Consider the following 25271-nt stretch of genomic DNA (forward strand, 5'->3'; position numbering starts at 1 on the left):
GGATATCAGCGGACGAAGGAGAGGCGCGGCGGCCCGCGCGCGGCATGCGCCGGCCAACGCAGCGCCGGCAGCACCTGCTGCGACCACGGGAACACCAGCCGCGGCCGCCACAGCAGCGGCAACAGCAGCACCAGCACCGCCAGCCACGGCAGCAGGCGCATGGCCAGCACACAGTATTCGCAGGCTTCGCCGTGCATGGCGTGGGGGTCGGGCGGGCGGCTGGGCGCGGCCGGCGCGGCGCCGTGCTGATCGTGCCCGGCCATGGCCATGCCGTGCATGTCATGGCCCATGGCGGCGTGGTCCATGCCTGCCATCGCGGCATGCTCCATCGGCTGCGCCTGCAGCGCGCGGCTGACCAGCGGCGCAAGCACCATCAACAGCGTCGCCAGGACGGCGAGCTGGAGCAGGAGGCGCTGCGGGCGGGACAGGCGGGTCACCCCGCTAGTGTAGAGCCGGGTCCAGGGTTGCCCGTGCGACGAACCGTCGCAGGAGGGGTTTTCGGCAGGGCTGCGCCCTGCACCCGCAGAGGCCACGGCAGGTGCCGAAGCAACAGCAGAAGCTGGTTTCCTGAGGGATGGCGGGGTGGGTCCAGTTGCGGGGGACGCCGTAAATCCGTCCATGGAGGCTCGGTCGCGCCATCCATGGCGCTCACGCCCCCGCAACCGGACCCACCCCGCCTTCGACAGATTTCTGCGATCTGCAGTAGATCCACGCCATGCGTGGATGAATCTCCATCGGAATCGAATATTTCGAATTGGAATCGAAATGCATCCACGCATGGCGTGGATCTACCGTGTCGACCAAGGTCGACACCTACCAACAGCCGCCGGAATCTGTCAGAGGTGGGGCGGTGTGGGCAGGCAGGACCGTTGGCGCCATGGATGGCGCCATCGAGCCCCCATGGATGGGTTTACGGCGTGTCCTGCCTGCCCACACCGCCCCGCCATCCCACAGGAAACCCGCATTTGATGTTGATGTTGCTTCTGAGGTTGCCGGCCAGCGGCCGGCACTACCGCGGGTGCAGGGCTGCAAGCCCTGCTCGACCCACCTCACACCGTGATGGTCTGGGTCAGTGACTCCCACGTCGGTGGCACCGGCCACGCCGCCGCCTGGTTGCCATCCAGCACCCTGCGCAGATCACGCGGATCGATCTGCGGTGCCAGCACGTGCACCAGCTCCAGCGCGTAATCACGCAGCACGCGATCGCGAGGCAGCACCGCCCAGGCAATGCACTCAGTGATCGGCTCCGGGGCCGGCCACGACCTCAGGTCTTCGTCGTTGGAACTGACCGCCATCTCCGCCAGCAGGCCCACGCCCAGACCGGTACGCACGTAGGTCTTGATCAGGTCGGCATCGAGCGCGGTCAGCGCCAGATCCGGCACCAAGCCGTTCGCAGCGAAGGCGCGCTGCAACGAGGAATTCGGCCGGGTCGAGGATTCGTAGCTGATCAATGGCTGCCGGGCCAGCGCGGCCAGGTCTGGGGCGCGGCCGGCGCGGTCCAGCGGGTGGCCCTTGGGTACCACCACCAGACGTCGCCAGCGGAACAGCGGCACCGCGATGCCATCAGTGGGCTCACCGCCAGCGGTGCTGATGATCGCAATATCGGCATCCCCCTGGTTCAGGCGGTCCAGCGCGTCGGCTTCACCGGCCTGCTGCAGATGCACGCTCACCTGGGGATAGGCCTGCTTGATCGCTGCCACCGCCGGCGGCAGCACGAAGCGCGCCTGGGTGTGGGTGGTGGTCAGGATCAGCTGGCCCTGGCTCTCGCGGCGCTGGTTGGCCGCGTAGGTGCGGATGTTGTTGGCCTCGGCCAGCACCGCACGAGCGCGGGCGATGACCTCGGTGCCGGCCGGGGTGACCGACTCCAGGCTGCGGCCCTTGCGCACGAACAACAGGAAACCCAGCTCGTCCTCCAGCTGCTTGAGCTGCTTGGACAGGCCGGGCTGGGTGGCGTGCACGCGCGAGGCGGCCAGCGTGATGTTCAGCTCGGCGTCGGCGATGGCAACCAGGTAGCGCAGCTGGGTCAGCGTCATGGGAGGCAGGCGGCGTGGGGCGGAGGTCCACTCTAGGGTCAATTGCCGTCACCAGCTTATAACCAAAGGTTGTTTAAGAAAGGTATCTGGTCATTTCCGGGCGTCATATGCCGGCGCTACGGTCAGCCGGCAGCCGCTGGCCTGAACAGCCAGCCCTCCCCTTCGCCCGCCGAAGCCCGGCGCGGCCCCGTTTCTTCCGGAGCGCTTCCATGGCCCTGTACGACTCCATCCTCGATACCGTCGGCAACACCCCCATCGTCAGGCTGCAGCGCCTGGCGCCCGCGCAGGTCAGCGTCTACGCCAAGGTCGAGTCGTTCAACCCGGGCGGTTCAGTGAAGGACCGTCTGGCGCTGGCGATCATCCTCGACGCCGAGGCACGCGGCCTGCTCAAGCCGGGCGACACCATTGTCGAAGCCACTTCAGGCAACACTGGCGTGGCACTGGCGATGGTCGCCGCCGCGCGCGGCTACAAGTTCGTGGCCACCATGGTCGAGACCTTCTCGGTGGAGCGCCGCAAGCTGATGCGCGCTTACGGTGCCAAGGTGATCCTGACCCCGGCCGCCGAGCGCGGCAGCGGCATGGTGCGCAAGGCGGCCGAGCTGGCCGAGCAGCACGGCTGGTTCCTGGCCAGCCAGTTCGCCAACCCGGCCAACCCGGCCTACCACCGCAACACCACCGCCGCCGAGATCCTGCGCGACTTCGCCGGCAAGCGGCTGGACTACTTCGTCAGCGGCTGGGGCACTGGCGGCACGCTTACCGGCGTGGGCGAAGTGCTGAAGGTCGCGCGCCCGCAGACCCGCATCATCGCCACCGAACCGGCCGGTGCCGCGCTGCTGAAGGGCGATGACTGGAAGCCGCACAAGATCCAGGGCTGGACCCCGGACTTCGTGCCGGACGTGCTCAACCGCGATGTGGTGGACGAACTGGTCTCGGTCGAAGATGACCGCGCGATCGCCACCGCGCGTCGCCTGGCTGCGGAGGAAGGCATCTTCGTCGGCATCTCCGCCGGCGCCACCGTGGCCAGCGCGCTGGACGTGGCCGCCCGCGCTGAACCGGGCTCGGTGATCCTGGCAATGCTGCCCGATACCGGCGAGCGCTATTTCTCCACACCGCTGTTCGCCGATGTGAATGAGGGTTCCGACGACGACTGGCTGGCCGGCCTGCCGTGATGCATCGGGTCGGATCCCTTTCCTGCAGGGAAAGGGCTCTGACCCGGTTCGCCAGAACCATGGATCGCAGGGGTCAGAGCCTTTTCCGTGCGGAAAAAGGCTCTGAGCCCTTTCTGCTTCAGCCTGCGTGAAGGCGTCGCCCGCCATCGTGCGTGAAGGCCGTCGGATCGCAGCGCGTGAGACGGTCATGACGCAGTATCGATGCCCTGTCCCCTACCGTGGGAACAGCCGGCGCAGATGCTGCGCGGAACACCTCACAGGCAGGAGACGGACGCATGAAGATCGAAGTTTGGCAGGGCGATATCACGACCCTGGCGGTGGATGCGATCGTCAACGCGGCCAATGAAACACTGCTCGGCGGCGGCGGCGTCGACGGCGCGATCCATCGCGCGGCCGGGCCGGCATTGCTGGCCGAGTGCGAGCAGTTGCCGGAACTGCGTCCGGGCGTGCGTTGCCCGACCGGTGAAGTGCGCGCCACCGACGCTTACGCATTGCCTGCGCGGCATGTACTGCACACGGTGGGCCCGGTCTGGCACGACGGCCAGCGCGACGAACCGGCATTGCTGGCCAACTGCTACTGGAAATCGCTGCAGTTGGCCGAGTCGCTGGGCGTGAAGTCGATCGCCTTCCCGGCGATCAGCTGCGGTGTGTATGGCTATCCGCTGTACCAGGCCGCGCAGATCGCAGTGACGGAAACACTGGCGTGGCAGCGCAGCCATGCACAGCCGATGCGCATCGTGCTGGTGGCGTTCAATACTGCTACGGCGAAGGCCTACCAGCAGGCATTGAGCGCCGCGGGACAAAGCACGGACAACGAACCGCGTGGATCGATGCTGCCGCCTCTGGGTGATGCGGGCTTCGCCGCTGCGCACTGAACCCCAGCGCTTCCGGTAAAAGGAAAGGCCGGGCATTGCCCGGCCTTTCCCGTTGCGACCTTGAGGTCATTCCACGCTACGTGTGGATCACCTCAACGGCTGGCTGCTTCCACCGCAGCAGCGGCGTCATCGGCCACGGCAGCAGCTGCATCCGCAGCGGCGCGTGCGGCCGAGGCGGCAGCACCGTCGGCGCTGGCACCTTCGACCTGCACGCGCACTTCCACCAGGCCCGCACCGTTGTTCAGGCTGGACACGTCGACGGTGTAGTGACCGGCCGGCAGCGTCTCTTCCAGGCGTGCATTGGTGCCATTGCCACCGTCGTCGTCGGTCAGCTCGACGTCGCCGCCGACCACGCGCAGCACGGTATCGACCTGGCTGGAAATCGCGTCCAGGCGCACGTCGGCCGGACGATCCAGGGTCAGCAGGAAGCGGCGGCGGCCTTCGTTATCGAGCATGGTGTACGCGCTGCCCGACTTCGGCAGTGCCGTGCCATCGCGATCCACCAGGTTGCCTGGCAGTTCAATGCGGGTGGCCGACAGGGTGAACATGCCATTGACGCCGTCGCCGAGGCCGCGTGCAGTCAGGGTGTACTTGCCCGGCTTCAGCGAGAGGTTCAGGCGCGAGTTGGTGCTGTCGCCGCCATCATCGTTCTCGGCATCCACGCCCTGGCCGGACAGCTTCAGCACCGGATCGAAGACATCCGAGACCAGGCGGATCTCGTACAGGCCCGCCTTCTCCACCTGCAGCGTGTAGTCCTGCGAGTTGCTGGCCAGCATATCGACGATCTCACCACTGCCCACCAGCGGCTTGCCGTCGTACGGCTTCAGCTTCTCGGCGCGCAGGCGGTACGGACCAAAGGCGCTCGGACCGTTGGCGTTGACCGCCACCTGGTAGGTGCCGCCACCGTTGGCACGGAATGCCAGCGAGACATCGCCTTCGCGTTCGTAACCGGTATTGCTGGTGGACACCAGGCTGCCGTTGTTGAACACGGCGATCGAACCGGTCAGTGCGCCGGTGAGCTTCAGGCCGACCAGTTCCCTGTCTTCCAGCTTGATCTGGTACAGCTGGTGATGGCTACCGTCGTTGAAGTTGATGCCGCTGCGCGAGGTGATCTCGCCGGACACCGGCTTGTCGAAATCGAGCGACGCGGCCTTGCCTGCGTCACTACCGCCACCGATGCGGTTGCAACCGCCGGCGATCAGGACCGTGGCGACGGCCAGTGTGATTACTGCCAAACGCATGTTTTTTCTCCTTGGCCTTCCATGTATGTCCCGCACACCGGCCCGGTGCATGGGGGCGGAAAAGATACCCGCAAAAGCAAACGCCGGCGTGATGCCGGCGTTGCCCTGTTCATCCTGCGATGGGACGGATCAACCGTTCCACTTGCCCAGCGCGGCCAGGCCGTTGTCCTTGGCGCGCTCGTACACGGTCTTCTGGGCGGCAGCGTAGTTGCCCTTCATGTCCTTGGCCCACAGCTTCAGCGCGGCCTGCTGCATGGCGCGGCCGTAGGAGAAGCTCAGCGGCCACGGCAGGTTGCCCAGCTGGTTCATCGCGTTCAGATGCTCGGTGGACTGCTCGTCGCTCTGGCCACCGGACAGGAACACCACGCCCGGCAGGATGGCCGGCACGGTGCTCTTCAGGCACATCACGGTCGACTCGGCCACTTCCTCGACGTCGGCCTGCTCATCGCAGCCCTTGCCGGAGATGACCATCGAGGCCTTCAGGATGGTGCCTTCCAGCAGCACGTTCTGCTGGTACAGGGCATCGAACAGCGAACGCAGGGTGGCTTCGGTGACTTCGTAGCAGGTCTCGATGTCGTGGTCGCCGTCCATGATCACTTCCGGCTCGACCATCGGCACCAGGCCACATTCCTGGCACAGGGCGGCATAGCGGGCCAGCGCGTGGGCGTTGGACTCGATGCAGGTGCCCGACGGAATGCTTTCGCCGATGTTGATCACCGCACGCCACTTGGCGAAGCGCGCACCCAGCTTGTAATACTCCTGCAGGCGCTCGCGCAGGCCGTCCAGGCCTTCGGTCACCAGCTCGCCCGGGCAGCCGGCCAGCGGGTGCGCACCCTTGTCCACCTTGATGCCCGGAATCATGCCGTGGTCGGCCATGTACTTGGCGAACGGCACGCCGTCCTTGGTCGACTGACGGATGGTTTCGTCAAACAGGATGGCGCCGGAAATGTGCTCGTTGAGCTTCGGCGTGGTCAGCAGCAGTTCGCGGTAGGCACGACGGTTCTCCTCGGTGTTCTCGATACCGACGCCAGCGAAACGCTTGGCGATGGTAGCGGTGGATTCGTCGATCGCGATGATGCCCTTGCCCGGGGCAACCATGGCCTGGGCGGTTTCAGCCAGCTGTTCGATGCTCATGTACTTCCTGTGGCGGGTGCGGGAAAAACGTAAGTATAGCCCCGCCGCCCGTTGCACCGACGTGCAGGGCAGTCTGGAAACGATTCCAATGTCCGCACCGGACAGACGATGTCCTGTTGCGCCGGGTCACGACCCCTTCAGGGATCTGACCCCGGGTCGGACCCGCGCAGCGGCTCCGACCCAGGGCCGCCTGGGTTTACAGATCGCCCAGGCCGCTGGCGCGGCCGTCTTCGCCCACTTCCAGCAGGCGCAGGGTGTTGGTCGCGCCCAGGGTTTCCATGTGCTCACCGCTGGTGAAAACGACGCGGTCACCGGCCTGCAGCAGTTCGGCTTCCACCAGCAGGCGGATGCTGCCGCGTGCGGCTTCACGCGGGGTCAGGCCACGGCTGTCGAAGTTGATCGGGTAGACATCGCGCATCAGCGCCATCTGGCGGCGTGCACCGTCGTGGCGGGTGACCGCGAACACCGGCGCCTTGGCGCGGAAACGCGACAGGTAGCGGGCGGTGCCACCGGATTCGGTCATCGCCACGATCGCGCGCACGCCCACGTGCTGCGACAGGAACATGGTGGCCATGGCAATGGCCTGGTCGGCACGTTCCAGGTTGCGCGGCGAGGCGTTGAAGTCGGTCTCGGTCTGGAACTGGCGCTCTGCACCCAGGCAGATGCGCGCCATCGCTTCCACCGCCTTGACCGGCCAGGCACCGGCAGCGGTCTCGGCCGACAGCATCACCGCGTCCGTGCCATCGATGACCGAGTTGGCCACGTCCAGCACTTCGGCACGGGTCGGGATCGGGCTTTCGACCATCGACTGCAGCATCTGCGTGGCGGTGATCACCACCTTGTTCTGCGCCAGCGAGGCCTTGATGATCTTCTTCTGCAGGCCCGGCAGTTCGGCATCGCCGATTTCCACGCCAAGGTCGCCACGGGCCACCATCACCACGTCGCTGGCCTCGACGATTTCTTCCAGGTTCTCGATCGCCTCGGTGCGCTCGATCTTCGACACCAGCGCGGCATCGCAGCCGTGCGAGCGGGCGATCTCACGCGCGTCGTTCATGTCCTGCGCATTGCGGCAGAACGACACGGCGATGAAGTCGACACCGATCTTGGCGACGATGCCGATCAGTTCCTTGTCGCGCTCGGTCAGCGCGCCCAGCGACAGGCCGCCGCCCTGCTTGTTCAGGCCCTTGCGGTCGGACAGCACACCGTCGTTCAGTACGGTGTTGATGATGCGTTCGCCCTGCACTTCCACCACCTGCAGCTGCATCAGGCCGTCGTCGAGCAGCAGCACATCGCCCGGACCCACGTCCTGCGGCAGGCCGAGGTAGCTCACGCCCACCTGGGTGGCGTCACCCGGGCCGGTGCTGGTGCTTGCGATCAGGTCGAAGCGGTTGCCCGCCTTCAGCTGTACCTTGCCTTCGGCGAAGCGCTCGATGCGGATCTTCGGGCCCGGCAGGTCGGCCAGGATGCCCACTTCCACGCCCACGCGGGCCGCGGCAGCGCGCACTTCGGCAGCACGCTTGGCCTGGCCGGAGGGATCGCCATGGCTGAAGTTCAGGCGCACCACGTTGACGCCGGCGCGGAACAGATCCTCCAGCACGCCCGGCGGATCAGTGGCCGGACCGAGGGTGGCAAGGATCTTGGTGCGACGCTGACGCTCGAACATGGTGAATGGGCCTCTCCCGATAAAGAACGGAAATTAGCACATCCTTCACGCCGCATGTATACGGTTACAGCCTTGTGCGGCCTGACTTCGCGGGTCATGGAACGGACATCACCCGGACATACGCTGGCGCAGGGTGGTGGTAGCGCCGGGCCATGCCCGGCGGGTGCTGGGTTAAGCCGCCGGGCATGGCCCGGCGTTACCGATCAACGGCGCATCACGCCAGCAGCGTTTCCAGCTGCGCCGGCTCACGGGCCAGCTGCCCGGCGCCGGCTTCGGTGAGTTCGGCCTCACCGCCAAAGCCCCACAACACACCGACGCTGCGCAGGCCGTGGTGACGCGCGCCTTCGATGTCCATGCGGCGGTCGCCGATCATCCAGCAGTGCGCCGGCTGCACCTGCAACCGGCGCAGCGCTTCGCCGACCAGTTCCGGCTTGTGGCTACGCGAGCCATCGAGGGTTGAACCGACGATCTCCTCGAACAGCCCACCGAACGGCAGGTGGGCAAGGATGCGGCGCGCGTGCGGCTCGTTCTTCGCAGTGACCACCGCCAGGCGATGGCCACGACCATGCAGCGTGCGAAGGGTGTCTTCCACCTGCGGGTACACCGTGTGCTCGCGCCAGCCCTCGACGTCGAAGCGCTCACGGTAGTAGCCCACCGCCTGTTCCACCCGCGCCGGTTCACCGAACAGCGGCGCGAAGGTGGTGCGCAGCGACGGACCGATCCAGCCCAGCAGGGTCTCCTGCGGTGGCACCGGATGGTCCATCTTCTGCAGCGCATAGGCGATGCAGGCGGTGATACCCACCTGCGAATCGATCAGCGTGCCGTCGAGGTCGAAGAACAGGACATCCTTGCTGCAGTCGGCATTCATGCGCCGCGCGCGTCGAGTGCGGCCACCGCCGGCAGGGTCTTGCCTTCCAGGAACTCCAGGAACGCACCGCCACCGGTGGAGATGTAGCTGACCTGCTGGGCGATATCGAACTTGTCGACCGCGGCCAGGGTGTCGCCGCCACCGGCGATGGAGAACGCCGGCGAACTGGCGATGGCATGGGCCAGCGCTTCGGTGCCCTTGCTGAAGGCCTCGAATTCGAACACACCGACCGGACCGTTCCAGACCACGGTACCGGCCTTCCCGATCAGCTGCGCGTACTGCGCCGCGGTCTGCGGGCCGATGTCCAGGATCAGGTCGTCTTCGGCAACGGCGTCGACCGCCTTCACTTCGGCAACCGCGTCCGGCATGAACTGCTTGGCGGTGACCACGTCCACCGGCAGCGGGATATCGGCGCCACGCGCCTTGGCATCGGCCACGATCTTCTTCGCGGTGTCCAGCAGGTCCGGCTCGTACAGCGACTTGCCGACGTTGTAGCCGGCGGCAGCGATGAAGGTATTGGCGATGCCACCACCGACGATCAGCTGATCGACCTTGCCGACCAGGTTGGCCAGCAGTTCCAGCTTGGTGCTGACCTTGCTGCCGGCGACGATGGCCAGCAGCGGCTTGGCCGGTGCATCCAGCGCCTGCGCCAGCGCGTCCAGCTCGGCCATCAGCAGCGGGCCACCGGCCGCGACCGGGGCGAAGCGGATGACGCCATGGGTCGAAGCCTGCGCACGGTGCGCGGTGCCGAAGGCATCCATCACGAACACATCGCACAGGGCGGCGTACTTCTTCGACAGGGCTTCATCGTCCTTGCCCTCGCCGACGTTCATGCGGCAGTTTTCCAGCAGCACCAGCTGGCCCGGCTGCACGTCGACACCGTCGACCCAGTCGCGCACCAGCGGAACCTCGCGACCGAGCAGCTCGGACAGGCGCTGGGCCACCGGCGCCAGCGAATCGGCTTCGCTCCACACGCCTTCCTTCGGGCGCCCCAGGTGCGAGGTGACCATCACCGCCGCGCCCTGCTCCAGCGCGCGCTTGAGCGTCGGCAGCGAAGCGATGATGCGCTGTTCGGAGGTGATGCGGCCATTCTCGATCGGCACGTTCAGATCCTGGCGGATCAGCACGCGCTTGCCGGAGAGGTCGAGGTCGGTCATGCGGACGATGGACATGGGCAACTCTTTGGCTCAGGGACGGGATGCCGGGCTACGGCAGACGGCCATTGTATCGGGTGCGGGTGGTGGGAGGGCCGATGCCTGCGGCAGGCAGAGGCGCACGGCAACGGCAACAGCAACGGCAACGGCCAAAGCGCTGGCGCTTCGTGATGCTGGGGCTGGGCCGGGGTAGTGTGGGCTGGCAGGGGACGCCGTGGATCCGTCCCTGGAGGCTTGGCAGCCGCTTGCTCGTGTGCGCTGTCCTGCGCACACGGCAAGACCGGGGTTGGGCGTCCTGCCCAACCCGCCCGAGGCATGCCTCGGGCCCATGCGGCTGACACCCCTGCCAGCCCACACTACCCCGGCCTCGACAGGTTCATGAGGTGATGCGGATGGCAAAGGCACAAGCAGTGTGTGGTGTCGGATGAAGAACGAAGAGGTCAGATCCGTTCTCCTGCGGAAAACGGATCTGACCCCGATGGCCGTCTCCGCGAACAGCAGCCGAGCGTGGGCTCGGCTCTACAAAGAGCGCGCAGCCAAGTTGCTTTTGCTTTTGCTCTTCTTTTTTCTTCCGTGGGTGGACGCACCCGGAAATTGTCAGAGGCCGGGCGGGTGGGCTGGGCAGGGGTATCCGCGCCATGGATGGCGCGGCTAAGCCTCCAGGGACGGATTCACGGCGTCCCCTGCCCAGCCCACCCGCCCGGCCAAGCGCGGCTTCTGCTTTTGCTTTACACGACCAATCCACCCACGAGGGCTGCGCCGTTCGCCGGAACCTACGCCGAAGGCGCCGGCTTCTGCCGAAGCAGACTGACCGCCAGGCCGCCAACAACCAACACACCCAGCCCCAGCAACGCCCACAGCAGCCACGACTTCCAGTCGTGCTGCGGCTTCAGTGCCGACTCACCGGCCAGCGGCTCCGGGCTGCCTTCCAGGCGCGCCAGCGTCGGCTGCCAGGAGGGGTCATTGCGCTGCCGCAGTTCCTCGATCAGCACACCGATCGGCGCCTCCATCCGGCGCGCAGTCGAGCTGCCCACCGCCAGCGCATACGGCGCCGCGCCCTGGCTCAGGAACACCAACACTTCCGGCTGATAACCCAGACGCAGGGTTGGAGCCGTCGCCGTTTCAGCCGGATTCGCTACCAGCTTCCAGTAACGATCCCGATGCACACCGCCCAGCGGCTGCGCAGCCGATTGCTGACGCTGGCCCTGCGCGCCCTGCTGCAGCTGATAGGCAATCCACGGTGCACTACGGCGCTGCCATTCCGCGCTCTCGTCATCGCGGCTGAACAATGTCCACTGCACCAGGCTGTTGTCGGTGCTGGCCACGTCAGCACGCGCCGCCGGGAAGCGGCCATCCATCTCGAAGGTGTATTCGCCCTTGCGCTTCGAGGTCGGTTCCAGCGACAGCCACTCCCACGGCAGTGTGGCCGGTGCCGGCGGCAACTCGGCCAGTACGCTGCGCAGCGTTGGCAGACGGGCATCACCCTGCGCCAGCACGCGCAGATAGCGCGCTTCACCATCCACCTGCAGACGGCGCTGCAGCAGGCGCTTGCCGGCGCGCTGCAGATCCACCAGCGGAATGTCGCGGCCAATCGCACGCCAGTGCTGCAGGTCGTCGCTGACGTCCAGCTGCACCTGTGCCTGCAACGGCTGGCCACTGTCCGCCCAATCCAGCACCAGTGCCGCCAATGGTTGCTGGCCGAGCACGCTGGCATCGATCAGCCAACCGCTCTGCCCGTTCGCTACCGCACCACCACTCACGCGCGCCTCGACCCGGCGTACGCGGCCATCGGTATCGCGCTCGGTCAGCAACTGCAGGTCGTTGCGCTGCGCTTCGGCCAGCGGCGGCAACGCGAACCACGGCAGCTCACGCTGCACCGGCGGCTGTGCCAGCGGCTGGTCCGGCGCCAGCAATGCCGACGGCAACGATTGGCCGGCGGCATTGAACACCTGCACATCGCCCAGGTCCGCACTACCGGCGCGACGGTAGATCGCCGGTTCCAGCACGACACGGTAGGCACCCGATTGTGCGCTGGACAACGTCAGCGGCCACTGCTCGGCGTACTGGGTACGGTAATCGGCGGCCTGTGCGGTGACGGCGGCCAGCATGCCGAACATCGCCGGCAGCAGCGCCCTGCTCCACGTCTTCATTGTTTTTCCTCCACGGTCGGCGCCGCGCTCGGCGGTGCCGGTGCCAGATAACCCACGACCGTGCACAGCAGGCCGTAGGCGATGAACGATGCGATGCCCAGCAGGTTGCCCAGGTGCTGGCGATCGACGATGACCAGCTTGGCCAGCACCACGCCCATCAGCACGGCACCCACCATCCACAACACGCGCTGGCCACGGCGCGAGCCCCACACCCAGGCAATCACGCCGAGCACGCTCCACAGCACGGTCAGGCTGGTCTGCGCCAGGCTGAAGCGCATCATCGACGCGTTCCAGGACAGGCCGCCCCACTGATGCACGCCATGCAGCACAACGCTGGTCAACGCGACGAAGGTTGCCAGTGACAGCAGCGGCATGCGGATACCCAGCAGCGCCTGCGGCGCCTGATCGCTGTACAGCCAACGCGCCAGCAGCAGCAGGCTCAGCCACTGCCCGATCTCCGCCGGATTCAGCACCGGCAGCCACAGCAGCGGCGCAGCATCGCCCGGCAGCAGCTGGCCGGACAGCCAGCCGATCGACAACAGGCCGAACAGCACGCACTGCAGCGGCTGGCGCACGCGGTCGAACGCTGCACCCAGCGGCCAGCGCAGCGCATTCCAGCGCCACAGCGACAGCGCCGCCATCAGCAGCCACGGCAGCGTCACCAGCAACGTGGTCCAGCCCTGTGCCAGCCCGGCTTCACCACCGCCCCACAGGGCCAGCAGCGAAAGCAGCGACGGCCACAGCAGCCACCACAGGAACTGCGCGATGCGTGCCACGGCATTGCCGCCTTGGCGCAGGCACAGCAGCGTGCGCACGCCCAGCACCGCGAACACCGCCCAGGCCAGCGCGCCGTAGCCGGCGAACGGCTGATGGTGCGCGTCGCTCTGTATCAGCGCCAGTGGGAAGCCCAGCGCCAGCATCGCGAGTGCGGTCAGCCCCAGCGCACGCGCCGGCTGGCGCCGCTGTACTTCGGCGGCCAGCCATGCGGTAACGGCAGCCAGCACCAGCAGTGCATCCACTTCGGTGCGGTACGGGAAGAACCGGGTGATCTCGTGCACCAGACCACCCAGCCACCACAGCAGGCCCCACAGGTAGTAGACCAGGGCAATCTCGTGGCGCTGCCTGCGCTGGTAGCTCCAGGCCGACGCGAAGCCGGCAACGGCCAGCAGCAATGCACCGATCGCGGTCGGGTTGAGCAGGAAGCGCAGGTCCTCATGCCAGTGATCGCCACCGGCCACGAAAGCGAACGCCGCGCCCATCTGCAACAACGCACCGGACACCTGCGGCAGCCAGCGCTTCTGGCGCAGGCCCAGCCAGGCCAGGCCTGCACCTTCCAGCGCGAACACCGCGCCGGTGGCACGCGCCGACAAGGCCAATGGCACCGCCAGCGTGGCGAAGCCCACCGCCAACACCGCATGCGACTGCGCCAGCACGGTGTACGACGCGCGCGCAATCAGTGCCCGCGCCAGTACGGCGTAGATCGCCGCCAGGCCCAGTGCGCACAGCGCCAGCGTCATCGGCTGCTCGTGCAGCATGCCGGCCTGCAGCGAGAAGGCGACCAAGGGCGTACCGAACACCAGGCTGCCGTCGACCAGGTCACGCCGCCCGGCGGGCTGCCGGCGTGCGTACAGCAGCGGGATCAGCAGGTAGAAGGCGAAGAACAGCAGCAGGAACGGCTCGGTGCTGCTGAACTTGTCCGGCGCGTACTGCAGCACGCCCCAGAACGTACCGATACCGAAGGTGAAGGCGAAGCCCAGCAGGTTCAGCGCGCGCCACGGCCGGAACCAGGCAATGGCGAAGATGCCGGCGTTGAGCACCGCGTAGTAGCTGAACAACCCCACGTGGTTGCCGCTGCCGGTGGACAGCCACAGCGGTGCCATGAAGCCTGCGAGGATGCCCAGCACCGCCAGCGTGCGCGAGTTCTGCACCACCGCCAGCACGCACAGCCCGGCCACCAGCGCGATCGAACTGGCGAAGGCAAACCCGGGGTTGAGCAACTCGAACCGCTTGAATGCGGCGAAGATGGTCAGCAGCAGCACGCCGATGGCACCGCCCTGCAGCGCCAGTGCGAACAAGCGCCGGCGCTCGCGCTGATGCCAACCGAACGCCAGCAGGCCCAGCGCACCCACGGTGACACCGGCCAGGCGCAGCTCGATCGGCAGCACCAGCCAGCCCTGGTCACTGACGTACTTCAACAGCGCGGCAACACCGGCCAGCAGCACCAGCATGCCGATCTTGACCGGCACGTTGCCCTCGGTGAACCAGCGCTTGACCGCTCCGATGCCGCGCTCGATGAAGTTCGGCAGCGTCGGTTCGGAAGGCAACGGCGGCTGCACTGGCACGGGTGGCACCGGCGGTGGTGCGACCGGGCGCGGCGCCTCCACTGCCGCAGGCACCGGTTCGTGCACCGGCGGCGGCATTGGCTGGGGGGAGGCGGCGCGGCAGCCGCCACCGGCCGCAGGAACGGCGGATCGGCGCCAGCCGCAGGCATGGGCGCAGCCCGTTCCGGCGCAGGCTCGGCTGCAGCCGGGCGGGCGGCCGGCGCGGCGGCCAAGGCACCTTCCAGCGCGGCCACTCGGCGGCGCAGGCCGGCAATCATCACCAGCGCCACCACCAGCAGCAGCGGGATGGCCAGCAGAACCAGTACCACCAGGGCTATCAATGCTTCCATTGCATGCTTCCATTGCAATCCCGCGCCCCAGCGGCAGCGGTCGACCGCCCCATGCTACGACAGGGCTGGCCCCATAAACGACGAACCCCGGCCAGGCCGGGGTCCGTGCGCGATCTTGGCCGGCCTTACTTGGCGGCGACGACCTTGGCCATTTCCAGGCACTTGTTCGAGTAGCCCCACTCGTTGTCGTACCAGGTGACCAGCTTGACGAAGGTGCCGTCCAGGGCGATGCCGGCTTCGGCGTCGAACACCGAGGTGCAGGTCTCGCCGCGGAAATCGGTGGCCACGACCTTGTCTTCGGTGTAGCCCAGGATGCCCTTCAGCGGGCCTTCGCTCTGTGCCTTCACTTCCGCGCAGATCTCGGCGTAGGTGGCTTCCTTTTCCAGCTCGACGGTCAGGTCGACCACCGACACGTCCGAGGTCGGGACACGGAAGCTCATGCCGGTCAGCTTCTTGTTCAGTTCCGGGATGACCACGCCGACGGCCTTGGCCGCACCGGTGGACGACGGAATGATGTTCTCCAGGATGCCGCGGCCACCACGCCAATCCTTGTTGGACGGGCCATCGACGGTCTTCTGGGTAGCGGTAGCCGCATGCACGGTGGTCATCAGGCCACGCTTGATGCCCCACTTGTCGTTGATGACCTTGGCCAGCGGGGCCAGGCAGTTGGTGGTGCACGACGCGTTGGAGACGATTGCCTGGCCGGCGTAGGTCTTGTCGTTCACGCCGTAGACGAACATCGGCGTGTCGTCCTTCGACGGGGCCGACATGATGACCTTCTTGGCGCCGGCATCGATGTGCTTCTGCGCGGTTTCCTTGGTCAGGAACAGGCCGGTGGATTCGATCACCACGTCCACGTCCACTTCGTTCCACTTCAGGTTGGCCGGGTCGCGTTCCTGGGTCAGGCGGATCTTCTTGCCGTTGACCAGCAGGTCGTTGCCCTGCACCGCCACGTCAGCCTTGAAACGGCCATGCACGGAGTCGTACTTGAGCATGTACGCCAGATAGTCCGGCTCCAGCAGATCGTTGATGGCCACGATTTCGATGTCGTCGCCGAAGTTCAGCACCGCCGAGCGCAGGACGTTACGCCCGATGCGACCGAAACCGTTGATACCAACCTTGATTGCCATGTTCTCAAGCTCCTGCGGCCGCGACGGGTGCGGCGGGATGGATAGGGCCCACAAGTCTAGCAAACCGGGGCTGGCCACCGCCGGGCAGCCCCGGCAGGCAGCAGGCCGGCGGACAGGATTTGATCCGGATCAAAGCGTTAGCGCGATGTGAGGCCGAGACTGGCTGCATCCACCCAGCAACGAGATCACCCCCATGCGCAAGACCTCCCCCCTGATCGTGGCCAGCCTGGCCGCCGCCCTGTCCCTCGCCGCCGCCCCGGCCATGGCCCAGTCCAAGGGCGACTGGACCCTCTCCGCCGGCGTGCACCAGGTGGCCCCGAAGTCGAACAACGGCTGGCTGGCCAACCACACCCTGAAGGTCGACGTCGACAACGACGTCAAGCCGACCATCACCGGTGAGTACTTCATCGCCGACAACCTGGGCATCGAAGTGCTGGCCGCGCTGCCGTTCAAGCACGACATCAACATCAACGGCCTGGGCCGCGTGGGCAGCACCAAGCAGCTGCCGCCGGTGGTGACCGTGCAGTACCACTTCAACAGCAAGGGCAAGGTGTCGCCGTTCATCGGTGCGGGCGTGAACTACACGACCTTCTTCAGCGAAGACACCACCGGTGCGCTGAAGGACAGCCGCCTGAAGCTGCAGGATTCGTGGGGCCTGGCCGCGCATGCGGGCGTGGACTTCGCGATCGGCGGGAAGGGCGCACTGCGCGTGGACATGCGCTGGATCGACATCGACAGCAAGGTGAAGTTGAACGGCGAGAAGATCGGCACGGTCAACATCGATCCGCTGGTCTACGGCGCTTCGTACGTCTTCAAGTTCTAAAGCGGTGTGTTGAGCGCGGGGGCTTCGCCCCCGCTCCCCCGCTACATGCAAAACCCTCGCAGCATGTTGCCCCGGTGATTGCCGGGGCTTTTTTATTTGCACGAAAAGCACCGGCATCTGGAATTGGGCGGAGAGGGTGGGGTGATCGGGACACGCCGTAAATACGTCCCTGTAGCAACTGTGTTGCTGGAGAGTCTCAGGCCCGTCAGGTAAACGGGCACGGTAGTGCCGGCCGCTGGCCGGCAGCCTTTGGTCTTTCGCCCTGGCTCGCCTCAGGCGGGGACTAGCCCGCTTTCAGCGTCGCGCACACGGGCGTTGAGGATGACCAGCATCTTCCGCATCACTGCCACGATGGCCACCTTGCCTTCCTTGCCGCGGGCTCGTAGCGACTGGTAAAAATCGCGCAGCCGAGGTTCATGCCGCATGGCCGACATTGCCGCCATGTAGAGCACTTGCCGGATTTCGGCTCTTCCACCGTGGATGCTTCGTTTTCCTCTCATCGTGCCGCTGTCGTGGGACATCGGGGCTACCCCGACCAGGCTGGCGATGCGCTTGCCAGTGATCCTGCCAAGCTCTGGCAGATAGCTGGCTAGAACTGCCTGCAGCACAGGCCCTACGCCCTTCATCGACTTCAGCATCTTCAGTTGAGGCTGCTGACCAACCTGCTCGACGATCTGCTTGCCCAGACGCTCAACCAACGTTTGTAGGCGGGTGATGTTGCCCTGCAGTAGTCGGCGCAGTTCACGATCAAGCACCATTTCCTGCTGTTGCCGCGCGATGGTCAGGGCGTCCATCGCCTGCCGACGTGCCCGAACGAACTCCCGCATCTTCTGCTGCCAAGACTGCAGCGGCTGATAGGGAGGCAGCTTCACCAGGGCGGCCATCTGCGCCAACGCGTAGGCATCCAAACGGTCGGTTTTGGCAGTCTGACCCAACCCCTGAGCCAGTTTCCGGGCGCGCAAGGCATTGGCACGGGCCACCGGATGACCGGCCTTGTGCAGGAAATCCAGCACCGGCTGCTCATAGCCACCCGTGGCTTCAAGCACGATCTGGCGGGTCGGACGCTTCTTCAGCCAAACATCCAGTTCAGAAAACCCGGAGCGGTTGTTGCTGACCTGCAGGGTTTCTCCGTCCGTCGTACCGATATCCAGCTGACGCTTGCTGACATCAATCCCGATCCCGTTCATCACCTGACTCCGTATAGTCTGGAAGGGTCGAGAGCTCCCCCGCTTGCCCAGTCTTATCGCTTCGAGTGGTCGCTCCAGCAACTGTTCGGGCGGATCAAGGGAGATTCCGGCGTGGGCGCCAAGCTACATGGCGATCGTCGCGATCCTGGTTACGGATCGTCGAGATCTAGGCTCGCACGGCGGCCCACGCCGGCTCTCGACGCCTACGCTGCCAGATTCCGATCAGATAAGGCTCGATCGCCGCATCCATGCGGCGAACGGTCCCGATCACCCCACCCTCTCCACCCTTCCCATCTGCGCGCGCGTGCCAGCTCAAGCAAAGGCAAGAGCAGAAGCAGAACCTGAACATCCGAGGCGTAGTGGTTGCCTGTAATTGCAGGAGGCCGATTTTGATCCTGCATTTGTTTTTGATGTTGCCTTTGACGTTTGCATCCGCCTCCGCGGCCATGTTTGGAGGGGAGCGCAGCGGGAGGGGCGGCGGGACCGTTGGTGCCATGGATGGCGCCATCGAGCCCCCATGGATGGGTTTACGGCGTGTCCCGCCGCCCCTCCCGCTGCGCTCCCACTTCGGAACAGGAACGCGCCGCTCTTCAATCCACCTGCCCCCGCTAGAATGTGCGCATGAAAGCCCTGCACTCCTTCTTCCTCGCCGCCGCCCTGGCGCCGGCCCTGCTGTCCGTCTCCGCCCCCGCCCATGCCTGGGGCGCGCAAGGCCACCGCCTTGTCGCCGAAGTCGCTGACGCCCGCCTCAACCCCACCACCCGCGCCGAAGTGGACCGCCTGCTGGCCACCGAACCGGACGCCACGCTGGCCAGCATCGCGCCGTGGGCCGATCAGCTGCGTGCCAAGGATCCGGGCCTGGGCCGTCGCTCGGCCGGCTGGCACTACGTCAACATCGCCGAAGACAACTGCCACTACGAAGCACCGAAGCACTGCAAGAACGGCAACTGCATCGTCGAGGCCCTGAAGGCACAGAGCGCCATCCTCGGCGACCGAAGCCTGACCGACGGCGAGCGCCTGCAGGCGCTGAAGTTCGTCGTGCACCTGGTCGGCGACATCCATCAGCCGATGCATGCCGGTTACGCCCACGACAAGGGCGGCAACGACTTCCAGCTGCAGTTCGGCAACCGCGGTACCAACCTGCACTCGCTGTGGGACAGCGGCATGCTCAACACCCGCAAGCTGGACGACGCCGGCTATCTCCCGCTGCTGCAGAGCCAGCGCGCGCCGAAGCTGGCGCGCCAGTCCAACCCGCAGCGCGACCCGCAGACGTGGGCCGAAGCCAGCTGCCGCATCTCCATGCAAGCTGGCGTTTATCCGGCCTCGCGTAAAATCGGTGACGAATACACCGAGCGCTACCGGCCGCTGGCCGAAGCGCAGCTGCGACTGGCCGGTGAGAACCTGGCGCAGTTGCTGAACCGCGTGCTCGGCACGCGCTGAGGAGCGTTCCAATGTCAGTCCAGGTGCAGTCGTTCTTCCACCGTGACAGCAATACCTTCAGCTATCTGGTCAGTGATCCGGCCAGCGGCGAGGCAGCGCTGATCGACCCGGTCCTGGACTACGACCCGGATACCGATGCCAGCAGTGAAGCGCCGCTGCATGCCGCGTTGCAGGCCATCGAACAACAGGGCCTGCAGCTGCGCTGGCTGCTGGAAACCCATGCCCACGCCGACCATGTGTCAGCTGGGCGCCGCCTGAAGGAGCGCTTCCCGCAGGCCACGCTGGCCATCGGCGAAGGCATCCGCGCGGTGCAGGCCACCTTCGCACCGCGCTATGGGCTGCAGCTTCCGGCGGCCGATGACATCTTCGATCACCTGTTCAGCGATAGCGAAACCTTTGCTCTGGGCGAACTGCGCTGTCAGGTGATCGCCGTGCCCGGCCATACCAGCGACAGCATCGCCTACCTGATCGACGATGCGCTGTTCACCGGTGACTCGCTGTTCATGCCCGACGGCGGTACCGCCCGCTGCGACTTCCCGGGTGGCGATGCCGCGCAGTTGTACCGTTCAATCCAGCGCCTGCTGGCGCTGCCCGATGCGACGCGCGTGTTCGTCTGCCACGACTACGGTCCGGGTGGTCGTGCATTCGCCAACGAAACCACCATCGGCGAACAGCGCGCACACAACATCCACGTGCATGACGGCGTGGCCGAGGCGGAGTTCGTCAGCGTGCGCCAGGCACGCGATGCGACGCTGGAAGAACCCAAGCTGATGCAGCCCGCGGTGAAGGCCAACATCCAGGGCGGGGCCTGACCCACGCCGCTGCGCTCGCCGGGCATGGCCCGGCGCTACCCCGGTCATCGCAAGCGATCATTTTCCCTGCGTACGCACCACGTGCTGTCCCTTCACGATTTCGAAGGTGAAGGCATACTGCAGGGTGACCGCCACCGGCTCGACGCGCTCGGCGCCGCGACAGTCGCCACGGTCGGCAGGCACCTTGCCAGCCGCGAAGTGGCAGACCGCTGCGGACGAGTACTTCCACATCGCCACGGCTTCCTGCGCCGCCTGCAGCAGGGGCGCATTCTCGCCTGCAGCACCTGCCGCGCACTCAGGGCGATCGGTCAGCGGCACGCTGCGTTCGACACTGCCCTGTGCATCAACCACCACCTGCAGGCAGATGGTGGTCGGTGCCAGCTCCGCACGCGGGTCACGATCACCGACCTCCGGATCCGGCGCCGCGTACAACTGCGGCATCCGGTAGCCCTCGCTCGCGCCCAGCGAATACGTCTGCACTTGCCCGCTGCCGCCACCGGCCTGCGGCTGCAGGCGCTGATGGCCGACATTCTCGCTGCGGGTATCCACGGTGGTCAGCCGGTCCTGGGTTGCGCATCCTGCCAACAGCGCCGCCATCATCAACAGCGGCGCGGACTTCACTGGGAGTCCTCGGTGTTGTCCATGGCATAGGTGATCGGAATCTTCACAGCCCCTGCAACGGGCTTTCCGTTCTTCATCGCCGGACGATAGGTCCAGCTCCGCGCAGCGGCGATCGACACCGCATCGAACACACCCGGATTGCTTGCACTGAGCACCTGGACGTCAGTCGGATGGCCGTTGGCATCCACGTCCACGCGCAGGTTCACCACGCCCACCTGGCGCTGTTCGATGGCGGACTTCGGATAGGACGGTGGCGGCATCTTGTCGACCTCTATCTCCCGATCCATGGCGGCCCCTGTCTGGCCGTCTGCGGCTGCACCGCCCTGGCTGGCCCACGCCACCGCTCCCATTCCCAGACACAACCCGACCACCAGAACTTGCCCCGACACCCACGGCAATGCCTTCCGCTTGGACTGCTTCAACATGGCGATACGCTCCTTCAACACGGGTTGGCTGCGCCAATGGCAGACCGCTGGCGCAACCGGATGGACCAGCTGCGCCTTCAGCAGCGTGCTGGCGTAGAGACCGCGCAGCGCAGGCTGCGGGGCAATGGTGCGGGCATCGCAGGCCAGTTCCTGGTCCCGCAGGAAGCGGCGTGCAGCCCATGGCAGAAGCGGATGGAACCAGAACACCGCGCGTGCCATCAGCAGCGCCCCATTGGCCCAGTGATCGCCATTGCGACGGTGGCTGCGCTCGTGCTGCAGGATCAGGCCCTGCTCCTGTGCGGTGAACTGCTGGTCGAAGTCCGGGCCTACCACGATGCGCGGACGCCACAGGCCGACCAGCGCGGGCAGGCCCGGGTCGGCGCTGGCCTGCCAGCTGCCATCGGCGCGTGCACACAGTTGGCCCATGCCACGTTCAAAGCGCCGCTGCGCACGTAGATCGCGTAGCAGACAAAGGACCGCCCCCAGCATCCATGCCAGCAGCAACAGCCCGGCCCACGGCAACGACTGCCCTGCCATGCCTTCGACGGCGCCGGGTACCACTTTCAGCGGCAGCGTCGGCACATGCTCCAGAAGTGCCACCTGTGGCAGCGGCAGCAGCAGGGCCAGCAGCAGCAGCGGCAGCAGCCACCAGCTGCGGTAGGCCAGCCCAGCGCCCCCCAACCGCACGAGCAGCGGTCGCAGCACCGCCAGCAGGACCACGCCCACTGCCAGCCACAGGCTGGCCTGCCACAGTCCGTCGAGCAGCTCAGTCATGGTCCAGCTCCTGGATCAGCTTCTTCAGTTCGGCGATGTCCTGCGCACTCAGCTGGCCCCGTTCGCTGAAGTGCGCGACCAGCGGCGCCACACGCCCTTCGAAGACACGGCCGATGAAGTCCTGGCTCTGCGCCTCCACCCACGCCTGTCGCTGCAGCAGCGGCCGGTACAGGTAGCGCCGTCCATCGCGCTCGGCGGCGATCGCCCCCTTGGTCAGCAGGCGGTTGAGCAGGGTCTTGATGGTCGGCTCGGCCCAGTCACGATGGGCCAGCGCGGCCACCACGTCATCGGCGCTACGCGGTGCCTGCTGCCACAGCACCTCCATCACAACGGCTTCGGCTTCGCTGATCGGGGTCATGGTTTACATCCGTAATCGATAACCCGATTACGCGCGTAATCGAATCGTCTGTCAAGCCCCTCGACTCCAGGTTCATCCCGGCTGCGCCAGCATCGATTCCTCCCGCCCCAGGCCCCGGATGAAAGCGCTGCCCAAGAAGGAATTCCCGGTCGAGCAGGCCCGCCGCTTCCTCGAACCCGGCCCGATCGTGCTGGTCAGCACGGCGTGGCGCGGCCAGCGCAACCTGATGACGATGGGCTGGCACATGGTGATGGGCTTCTCGCCCTCGCTGGTCGCCACCTACCTGTGGCACGAGAACCACAGCCATGCACTGGCGCGCGGCAGCGGCGAGTGCGTGATCAACGTGCCGGGGGTGGAACTGCTCGATACCGTGGTGGACATCGGCAACTGCAGCGGCCGCGAGGTCGACAAGTTCGCCCGTTTCGAGCTTGATGCGCTGCCGGCGCGCGAGGTCGGTGCACCGCTGGTCGGGCAATGCCATTCGTGCTTCGAATGCCGCCTCTACGACGATAGCCAAGTGGAATCGAGCAACCTGTTCATCTGGGAAATCGTGCGGGCCCATGTTGCACCACGCCCAAAGCTGCCGCGCACGGTGCATTACCGGGGCGATGGGCAGTTCATGGTGTCTGGCGCCGAAGTCTCGCGTCGACGGCGGTTCAAGCCCGACATGCTGTAATGCCCGCACTCCCCCACACGCAGGACCGCCGCGCATGACCGAACACCTCACCGACCTGGACGCCGCCGTCGATTGGTTGTTCGCGCGCGTGGACGGGCCGCTGCGGATCGGGGCACCGCTGGCACTGGGCAAGCCGCATCGGCTGCTCAATGCCCTTTACGCACGCGTCGAGCACGATCCGTCGCGGCCACTGCAGCTGTATACCGCGCTGTCGCTGAACCCGCCGAAGGCGCGCGGCAACGGCCTGGAAGCGCGCTTCATGGCGCCGTTTGCGCAGCGCCATTTCGGCGACGATTTCCCGCGCCTGGCCTATGCCGATGCGATCACGCGCGACGCGTTGCCGGCACATGTGCAGGTGGAAGAGTTCTACATGCAGTCCGGCGCCCTGCTCGGCTCGCGGCAGGCGCAGTCCAGCTATACCAGCCTGAACTACACCCACGCTGCCGATGCGGTGGCGCAGCGCGCGCCGCAGGTGATCGTGCAGAAGGTGGCGATGCGGCCGAACGACCGCCGGCTCTCGCTGTCGTGCAACAACGACATCACCCAGGACACGCTGGATGCGATGACCGCTCGCGGGCTGCCTCGCCCGCTGCTGATCGCCGAGATCGATCCGCAGCTGCCCTATATGGGCGGCTCGGCTACGGTCGATGTGTCGTTCTTCGATCTGGTGATCACCCCGCCGCCGCCGTATCCGGCGCTGTTCGGGCTGCCGCGGCAGCCGGTCGGCGATGCCGACTACGCGATCGGCCTGTATGCCAGCACGCTGGTGCGCGACGGCGGCACCCTGCAGATCGGCATCGGCACGCTGGCCGACGCGCTCAGCCATGCGCTGGTGCTGCGCCACACCGACAACGCGCGCTACCGGCGCGTGCTGCATGCGCTGGATCCGCAGCTGGCCAGCCACCCGCTGGTGCAGGAAATCGGCGGACTGGATCCGTTCGAGGTCGGCCTGTATGGCTGCAGCGAAATGCTCAACGAGGGCTTCCGCCGGCTGGTGCAGACCGGCGTGATCAAGCGCAAGGTGCACGACGATCTGGCGCTGATGCAGCGCATCGAGAACGGCAGCACCCTGTCCATCGACCACGCCACCCTGGCTGCCGAGGGCGAGTATCTGCATGGCGCCTTCTACCTGGGCTCGCCGGAGTTCTACGAGTGGTTGCGCACGCTGCCGGAAGACGAATGCCGTGCGATCGGCATGCGCCGCATCAGCGAGATCAACCAGCTGTACGGTGGCAACGAGACACTGGAACGCCTGCAGCGCCGGCACGCGCGCTTCTTCAACTCCTGCATGATGGCCACCGCGCTGGGCGCGGCGGTGTCGGATGCGCTGGATGATGGACGTGTGGTGTCCGGCGTGGGTGGTCAGTACAACTTCGTGGCGATGGCACATGCGCTGCCGGAAGCCCGCAGCGTCTTGATGTTCCGCGCCGCGCGCGATGACAAGGGCCAGCGCGAATCCAACGTGCGCTGGAACTACGGGCACACCACCATCCCACGCCACCTGCGCGACATCTACCTCAACGAATACGGCATCGCCGACCTGCGCGGCCTGACCGACGAGGACTGCGTGCATGCGATGACCGCAATCACCGAGGCCCCGTTCCAGGGCGGCCTGCTGCAGCAGGCACACGCCTCGCGCAAGCTGCTGGCGGCCACGCAACCGGATCCGGAGCGCCAGCAGCGCAACACGCCGCAGGCACTGTCCGCGGCACTGGCACCGTTCCGCGTCGATGGCAGCCTGCCCGACTATCCGTTGGGCAGCGACTTCAACGAGATCGAGCAGGTGCTGGTGAAAGCGCTGGGCTGGCTGAAGGCCAACACGCAGACCCGCGGCGACAAACTGCGTACCGTCTGGGCAGCGCTGCGGCAACCGGCTGGCGACGGCGATGCGGTGTACCTGCAGCGCATGGGCCTGCAGGCACCCAAGGATTTCGCCGAACGCCTGGACGCGCGACTGCTGCGGCTGGCGCTGGCGCGTACCGCCTGAAAAAAAGGGACGGAGGGGATCAAGTCGTTTGTGCACAAACGACTTAATCCCCTCCGTCCCCTTTTCTCTCGAGCAAAGAA

General features: G+C 66.5%; 20 protein-coding genes and 1 pseudogene. 7 read left to right on the plus strand and 14 right to left on the minus strand.

The genetic code is table 11. The annotated features are described in order from the left end of the window. Nucleotides 1-5 precede the first annotated feature (5 nt). Together ACZK2R_RS18345 and ACZK2R_RS18350 are read right to left on the minus strand one after the other, a co-directional pair. The gene (locus tag ACZK2R_RS18345; protein WP_180838154.1) at nucleotides 6-437 is read right to left on the minus strand and encodes a DUF2946 domain-containing protein; all 432 of its coding nucleotides are present in this window, start codon (nucleotides 435-437) and stop codon (nucleotides 6-8) included. A 612-nt stretch (nucleotides 438-1049) separates the two neighbouring features. Then, nucleotides 1050-2033, minus strand: a complete 984-nt coding sequence (locus tag ACZK2R_RS18350; protein WP_043403003.1) for a LysR family transcriptional regulator — start codon at nucleotides 2031-2033, stop codon at nucleotides 1050-1052. Between the two features lie 209 nt (nucleotides 2034-2242). Here ACZK2R_RS18350 and cysK point away from each other — a divergent pair, with 209 nt between their 5' ends. Both cysK and ACZK2R_RS18360 read left to right on the plus strand, forming a co-directional pair. Next, entirely contained in the window at nucleotides 2243-3202 is a 960-nt protein-coding gene (gene cysK / locus ACZK2R_RS18355) for a cysteine synthase A (RefSeq protein ID WP_032127874.1), read from the plus strand. Nucleotides 3203-3477: 275 nt separating this feature from the next. After that, nucleotides 3478-4077 (plus strand): O-acetyl-ADP-ribose deacetylase, encoded by a 600-nt coding sequence (locus ACZK2R_RS18360; RefSeq protein WP_032127873.1) that lies wholly within the window; start codon nucleotides 3478-3480, stop codon nucleotides 4075-4077. Between the two features lie 92 nt (nucleotides 4078-4169). Here the strand turns inward: ACZK2R_RS18360 and ACZK2R_RS18365 are convergent, their stop codons facing one another. The 8 genes and pseudogenes from ACZK2R_RS18365 to gap form a co-directional block, all read right to left on the minus strand. Continuing rightward, nucleotides 4170-5318: an ABC transporter substrate-binding protein gene (locus ACZK2R_RS18365; protein WP_180838153.1), complete on the minus strand. Its 1149-nt coding sequence runs from the start codon at nucleotides 5316-5318 to the stop codon at nucleotides 4170-4172. Between the two features lie 129 nt (nucleotides 5319-5447). Further along, nucleotides 5448-6452, minus strand: coding sequence for a class I fructose-bisphosphate aldolase (locus tag ACZK2R_RS18370; protein ID WP_010481439.1), 1005 nt, complete (start codon nucleotides 6450-6452; stop codon nucleotides 5448-5450). 196 nt (nucleotides 6453-6648) lie between these two features. Beyond that, on the minus strand, nucleotides 6649-8115 hold the full coding sequence (gene pyk / locus ACZK2R_RS18375; protein WP_180838152.1) for a pyruvate kinase: 1467 nt from the start codon (nucleotides 8113-8115) through the stop codon (nucleotides 6649-6651). A gap of 214 nt (nucleotides 8116-8329) precedes the next feature. After that, entirely contained in the window at nucleotides 8330-8983 is a 654-nt protein-coding gene (locus tag ACZK2R_RS18380) for an HAD-IA family hydrolase (RefSeq protein ID WP_180838151.1), read from the minus strand. Next, nucleotides 8980-10155: a phosphoglycerate kinase gene (locus ACZK2R_RS18385; protein WP_180838150.1), complete on the minus strand. Its 1176-nt coding sequence runs from the start codon at nucleotides 10153-10155 to the stop codon at nucleotides 8980-8982. The genes ACZK2R_RS18380 and ACZK2R_RS18385 overlap by 4 nt, the downstream gene beginning before the upstream one ends. Nucleotides 10156-10910: 755 nt before the next feature. Continuing rightward, nucleotides 10911-12287, minus strand: coding sequence for a DUF3999 domain-containing protein (locus tag ACZK2R_RS18390; protein ID WP_180837500.1), 1377 nt, complete (start codon nucleotides 12285-12287; stop codon nucleotides 10911-10913). After that, nucleotides 12284-14958, minus strand: a pseudogene (locus ACZK2R_RS18395) (DUF2339 domain-containing protein). Before ACZK2R_RS18395 ends, ACZK2R_RS18390 begins: the two are co-directional and overlap by 4 nt. Nucleotides 14959-15083: 125 nt before the next feature. Next, nucleotides 15084-16088: a type I glyceraldehyde-3-phosphate dehydrogenase gene (gap, locus tag ACZK2R_RS18400; protein ID WP_032127866.1), complete on the minus strand. Its 1005-nt coding sequence runs from the start codon at nucleotides 16086-16088 to the stop codon at nucleotides 15084-15086. Between the two features lie 193 nt (nucleotides 16089-16281). On the opposite strand from gap, the gene ACZK2R_RS18405 reads away from it, so the two are divergent. Beyond that, complete coding sequence (locus tag ACZK2R_RS18405; RefSeq protein WP_125894137.1) at nucleotides 16282-16911, plus strand: OmpW/AlkL family protein; 630 nt, start codon at nucleotides 16282-16284, stop codon at nucleotides 16909-16911. A gap of 272 nt (nucleotides 16912-17183) precedes the next feature. Here the strand turns inward: ACZK2R_RS18405 and ACZK2R_RS18410 are convergent, their stop codons facing one another. Then, complete coding sequence (locus tag ACZK2R_RS18410; protein WP_180838801.1) at nucleotides 17184-18098, minus strand: IS110 family RNA-guided transposase; 915 nt, start codon at nucleotides 18096-18098, stop codon at nucleotides 17184-17186. A gap of 621 nt (nucleotides 18099-18719) precedes the next feature. On the opposite strand from ACZK2R_RS18410, the gene ACZK2R_RS18415 reads away from it, so the two are divergent. After that, nucleotides 18720-19538 (plus strand): S1/P1 nuclease, encoded by an 819-nt coding sequence (locus ACZK2R_RS18415; RefSeq protein ID WP_180838622.1) that lies wholly within the window; start codon nucleotides 18720-18722, stop codon nucleotides 19536-19538. 11 nt (nucleotides 19539-19549) lie between these two features. Beyond that, nucleotides 19550-20350 carry an MBL fold metallo-hydrolase gene (locus ACZK2R_RS18420; RefSeq protein WP_071229432.1) on the plus strand — a complete coding sequence of 267 codons (801 nt, stop codon included), beginning with the start codon at nucleotides 19550-19552 and terminating at the stop codon, nucleotides 20348-20350. 57 nt (nucleotides 20351-20407) lie between these two features. On the opposite strand, the gene ACZK2R_RS18425 is transcribed toward ACZK2R_RS18420, so the two are convergent. From ACZK2R_RS18425 to ACZK2R_RS18435, 3 genes are read right to left on the minus strand one after another with little or no spacing between them, the layout of a single operon-like run. Beyond that, nucleotides 20408-20971, minus strand: a complete 564-nt coding sequence (locus ACZK2R_RS18425; RefSeq protein ID WP_180838621.1) for a hypothetical protein — start codon at nucleotides 20969-20971, stop codon at nucleotides 20408-20410. Continuing rightward, nucleotides 20968-22170 carry a M56 family metallopeptidase gene (locus ACZK2R_RS18430; protein ID WP_180838620.1) on the minus strand — a complete coding sequence of 401 codons (1203 nt, stop codon included), beginning with the start codon at nucleotides 22168-22170 and terminating at the stop codon, nucleotides 20968-20970. Before ACZK2R_RS18430 ends, ACZK2R_RS18425 begins: the two co-directional genes overlap by 4 nt. Continuing rightward, complete coding sequence (locus tag ACZK2R_RS18435; RefSeq protein WP_010484077.1) at nucleotides 22163-22528, minus strand: BlaI/MecI/CopY family transcriptional regulator; 366 nt, start codon at nucleotides 22526-22528, stop codon at nucleotides 22163-22165. The genes ACZK2R_RS18430 and ACZK2R_RS18435 overlap by 8 nt, the downstream gene beginning before the upstream one ends. A 118-nt stretch (nucleotides 22529-22646) precedes the next feature. Here ACZK2R_RS18435 and ACZK2R_RS18440 point away from each other — a divergent pair, with 118 nt between their 5' ends. Together ACZK2R_RS18440 and ACZK2R_RS18445 are read left to right on the plus strand one after the other, a co-directional pair. Further along, complete coding sequence (locus ACZK2R_RS18440; RefSeq protein WP_125894125.1) at nucleotides 22647-23204, plus strand: flavin reductase family protein; 558 nt, start codon at nucleotides 22647-22649, stop codon at nucleotides 23202-23204. Nucleotides 23205-23238: 34 nt separating this feature from the next. Continuing rightward, nucleotides 23239-25191 (plus strand): acetyl-CoA hydrolase/transferase C-terminal domain-containing protein, encoded by a 1953-nt coding sequence (locus tag ACZK2R_RS18445; RefSeq protein ID WP_180838619.1) that lies wholly within the window; start codon nucleotides 23239-23241, stop codon nucleotides 25189-25191. The last annotated feature ends 80 nt before the right edge of the window (nucleotides 25192-25271 follow it).

It is taken from the genome of Stenotrophomonas sp. 96582_Sma (genome assembly GCF_056480905.1).

Excerpts from the sequence above, each read along its gene's own strand:
- cysK (WP_032127874.1), top strand. The coding sequence starts at position 2,243 with ATGGCCCTGTACGACTCCATCCTCGATACCGTCGGCAACACCCCCATC.
- ACZK2R_RS18415 (WP_180838622.1), top strand. The coding sequence starts at position 18,720 with ATGAAAGCCCTGCACTCCTTCTTCCTCGCCGCCGCCCTGGCGCCGGCC.
- ACZK2R_RS18360 (WP_032127873.1), top strand. The coding sequence starts at position 3,478 with ATGAAGATCGAAGTTTGGCAGGGCGATATCACGACCCTGGCGGTGGAT.
- ACZK2R_RS18365 (WP_180838153.1), bottom strand. The coding sequence starts at position 5,318 with ATGCGTTTGGCAGTAATCACACTGGCCGTCGCCACGGTCCTGATCGCC.
- ACZK2R_RS18405 (WP_125894137.1), top strand. The coding sequence starts at position 16,282 with ATGCGCAAGACCTCCCCCCTGATCGTGGCCAGCCTGGCCGCCGCCCTG.
- ACZK2R_RS18410 (WP_180838801.1), bottom strand. The coding sequence starts at position 18,098 with ATGAACGGGATCGGGATTGATGTCAGCAAGCGTCAGCTGGATATCGGT.
- ACZK2R_RS18350 (WP_043403003.1), bottom strand. The coding sequence starts at position 2,033 with ATGACGCTGACCCAGCTGCGCTACCTGGTTGCCATCGCCGACGCCGAG.
- ACZK2R_RS18420 (WP_071229432.1), top strand. The coding sequence starts at position 19,550 with ATGTCAGTCCAGGTGCAGTCGTTCTTCCACCGTGACAGCAATACCTTC.
- ACZK2R_RS18390 (WP_180837500.1), bottom strand. The coding sequence starts at position 12,287 with ATGAAGACGTGGAGCAGGGCGCTGCTGCCGGCGATGTTCGGCATGCTG.
- ACZK2R_RS18440 (WP_125894125.1), top strand. The coding sequence starts at position 22,647 with ATGAAAGCGCTGCCCAAGAAGGAATTCCCGGTCGAGCAGGCCCGCCGC.
- ACZK2R_RS18380 (WP_180838151.1), bottom strand. The coding sequence starts at position 8,983 with ATGAATGCCGACTGCAGCAAGGATGTCCTGTTCTTCGACCTCGACGGC.
- gap (WP_032127866.1), bottom strand. The coding sequence starts at position 16,088 with ATGGCAATCAAGGTTGGTATCAACGGTTTCGGTCGCATCGGGCGTAAC.
- pyk (WP_180838152.1), bottom strand. The coding sequence starts at position 8,115 with ATGTTCGAGCGTCAGCGTCGCACCAAGATCCTTGCCACCCTCGGTCCG.
- ACZK2R_RS18445 (WP_180838619.1), top strand. The coding sequence starts at position 23,239 with ATGACCGAACACCTCACCGACCTGGACGCCGCCGTCGATTGGTTGTTC.
- ACZK2R_RS18370 (WP_010481439.1), bottom strand. The coding sequence starts at position 6,452 with ATGAGCATCGAACAGCTGGCTGAAACCGCCCAGGCCATGGTTGCCCCG.
- ACZK2R_RS18435 (WP_010484077.1), bottom strand. The coding sequence starts at position 22,528 with ATGACCCCGATCAGCGAAGCCGAAGCCGTTGTGATGGAGGTGCTGTGG.
- ACZK2R_RS18430 (WP_180838620.1), bottom strand. The coding sequence starts at position 22,170 with ATGACTGAGCTGCTCGACGGACTGTGGCAGGCCAGCCTGTGGCTGGCA.
- ACZK2R_RS18385 (WP_180838150.1), bottom strand. The coding sequence starts at position 10,155 with ATGTCCATCGTCCGCATGACCGACCTCGACCTCTCCGGCAAGCGCGTG.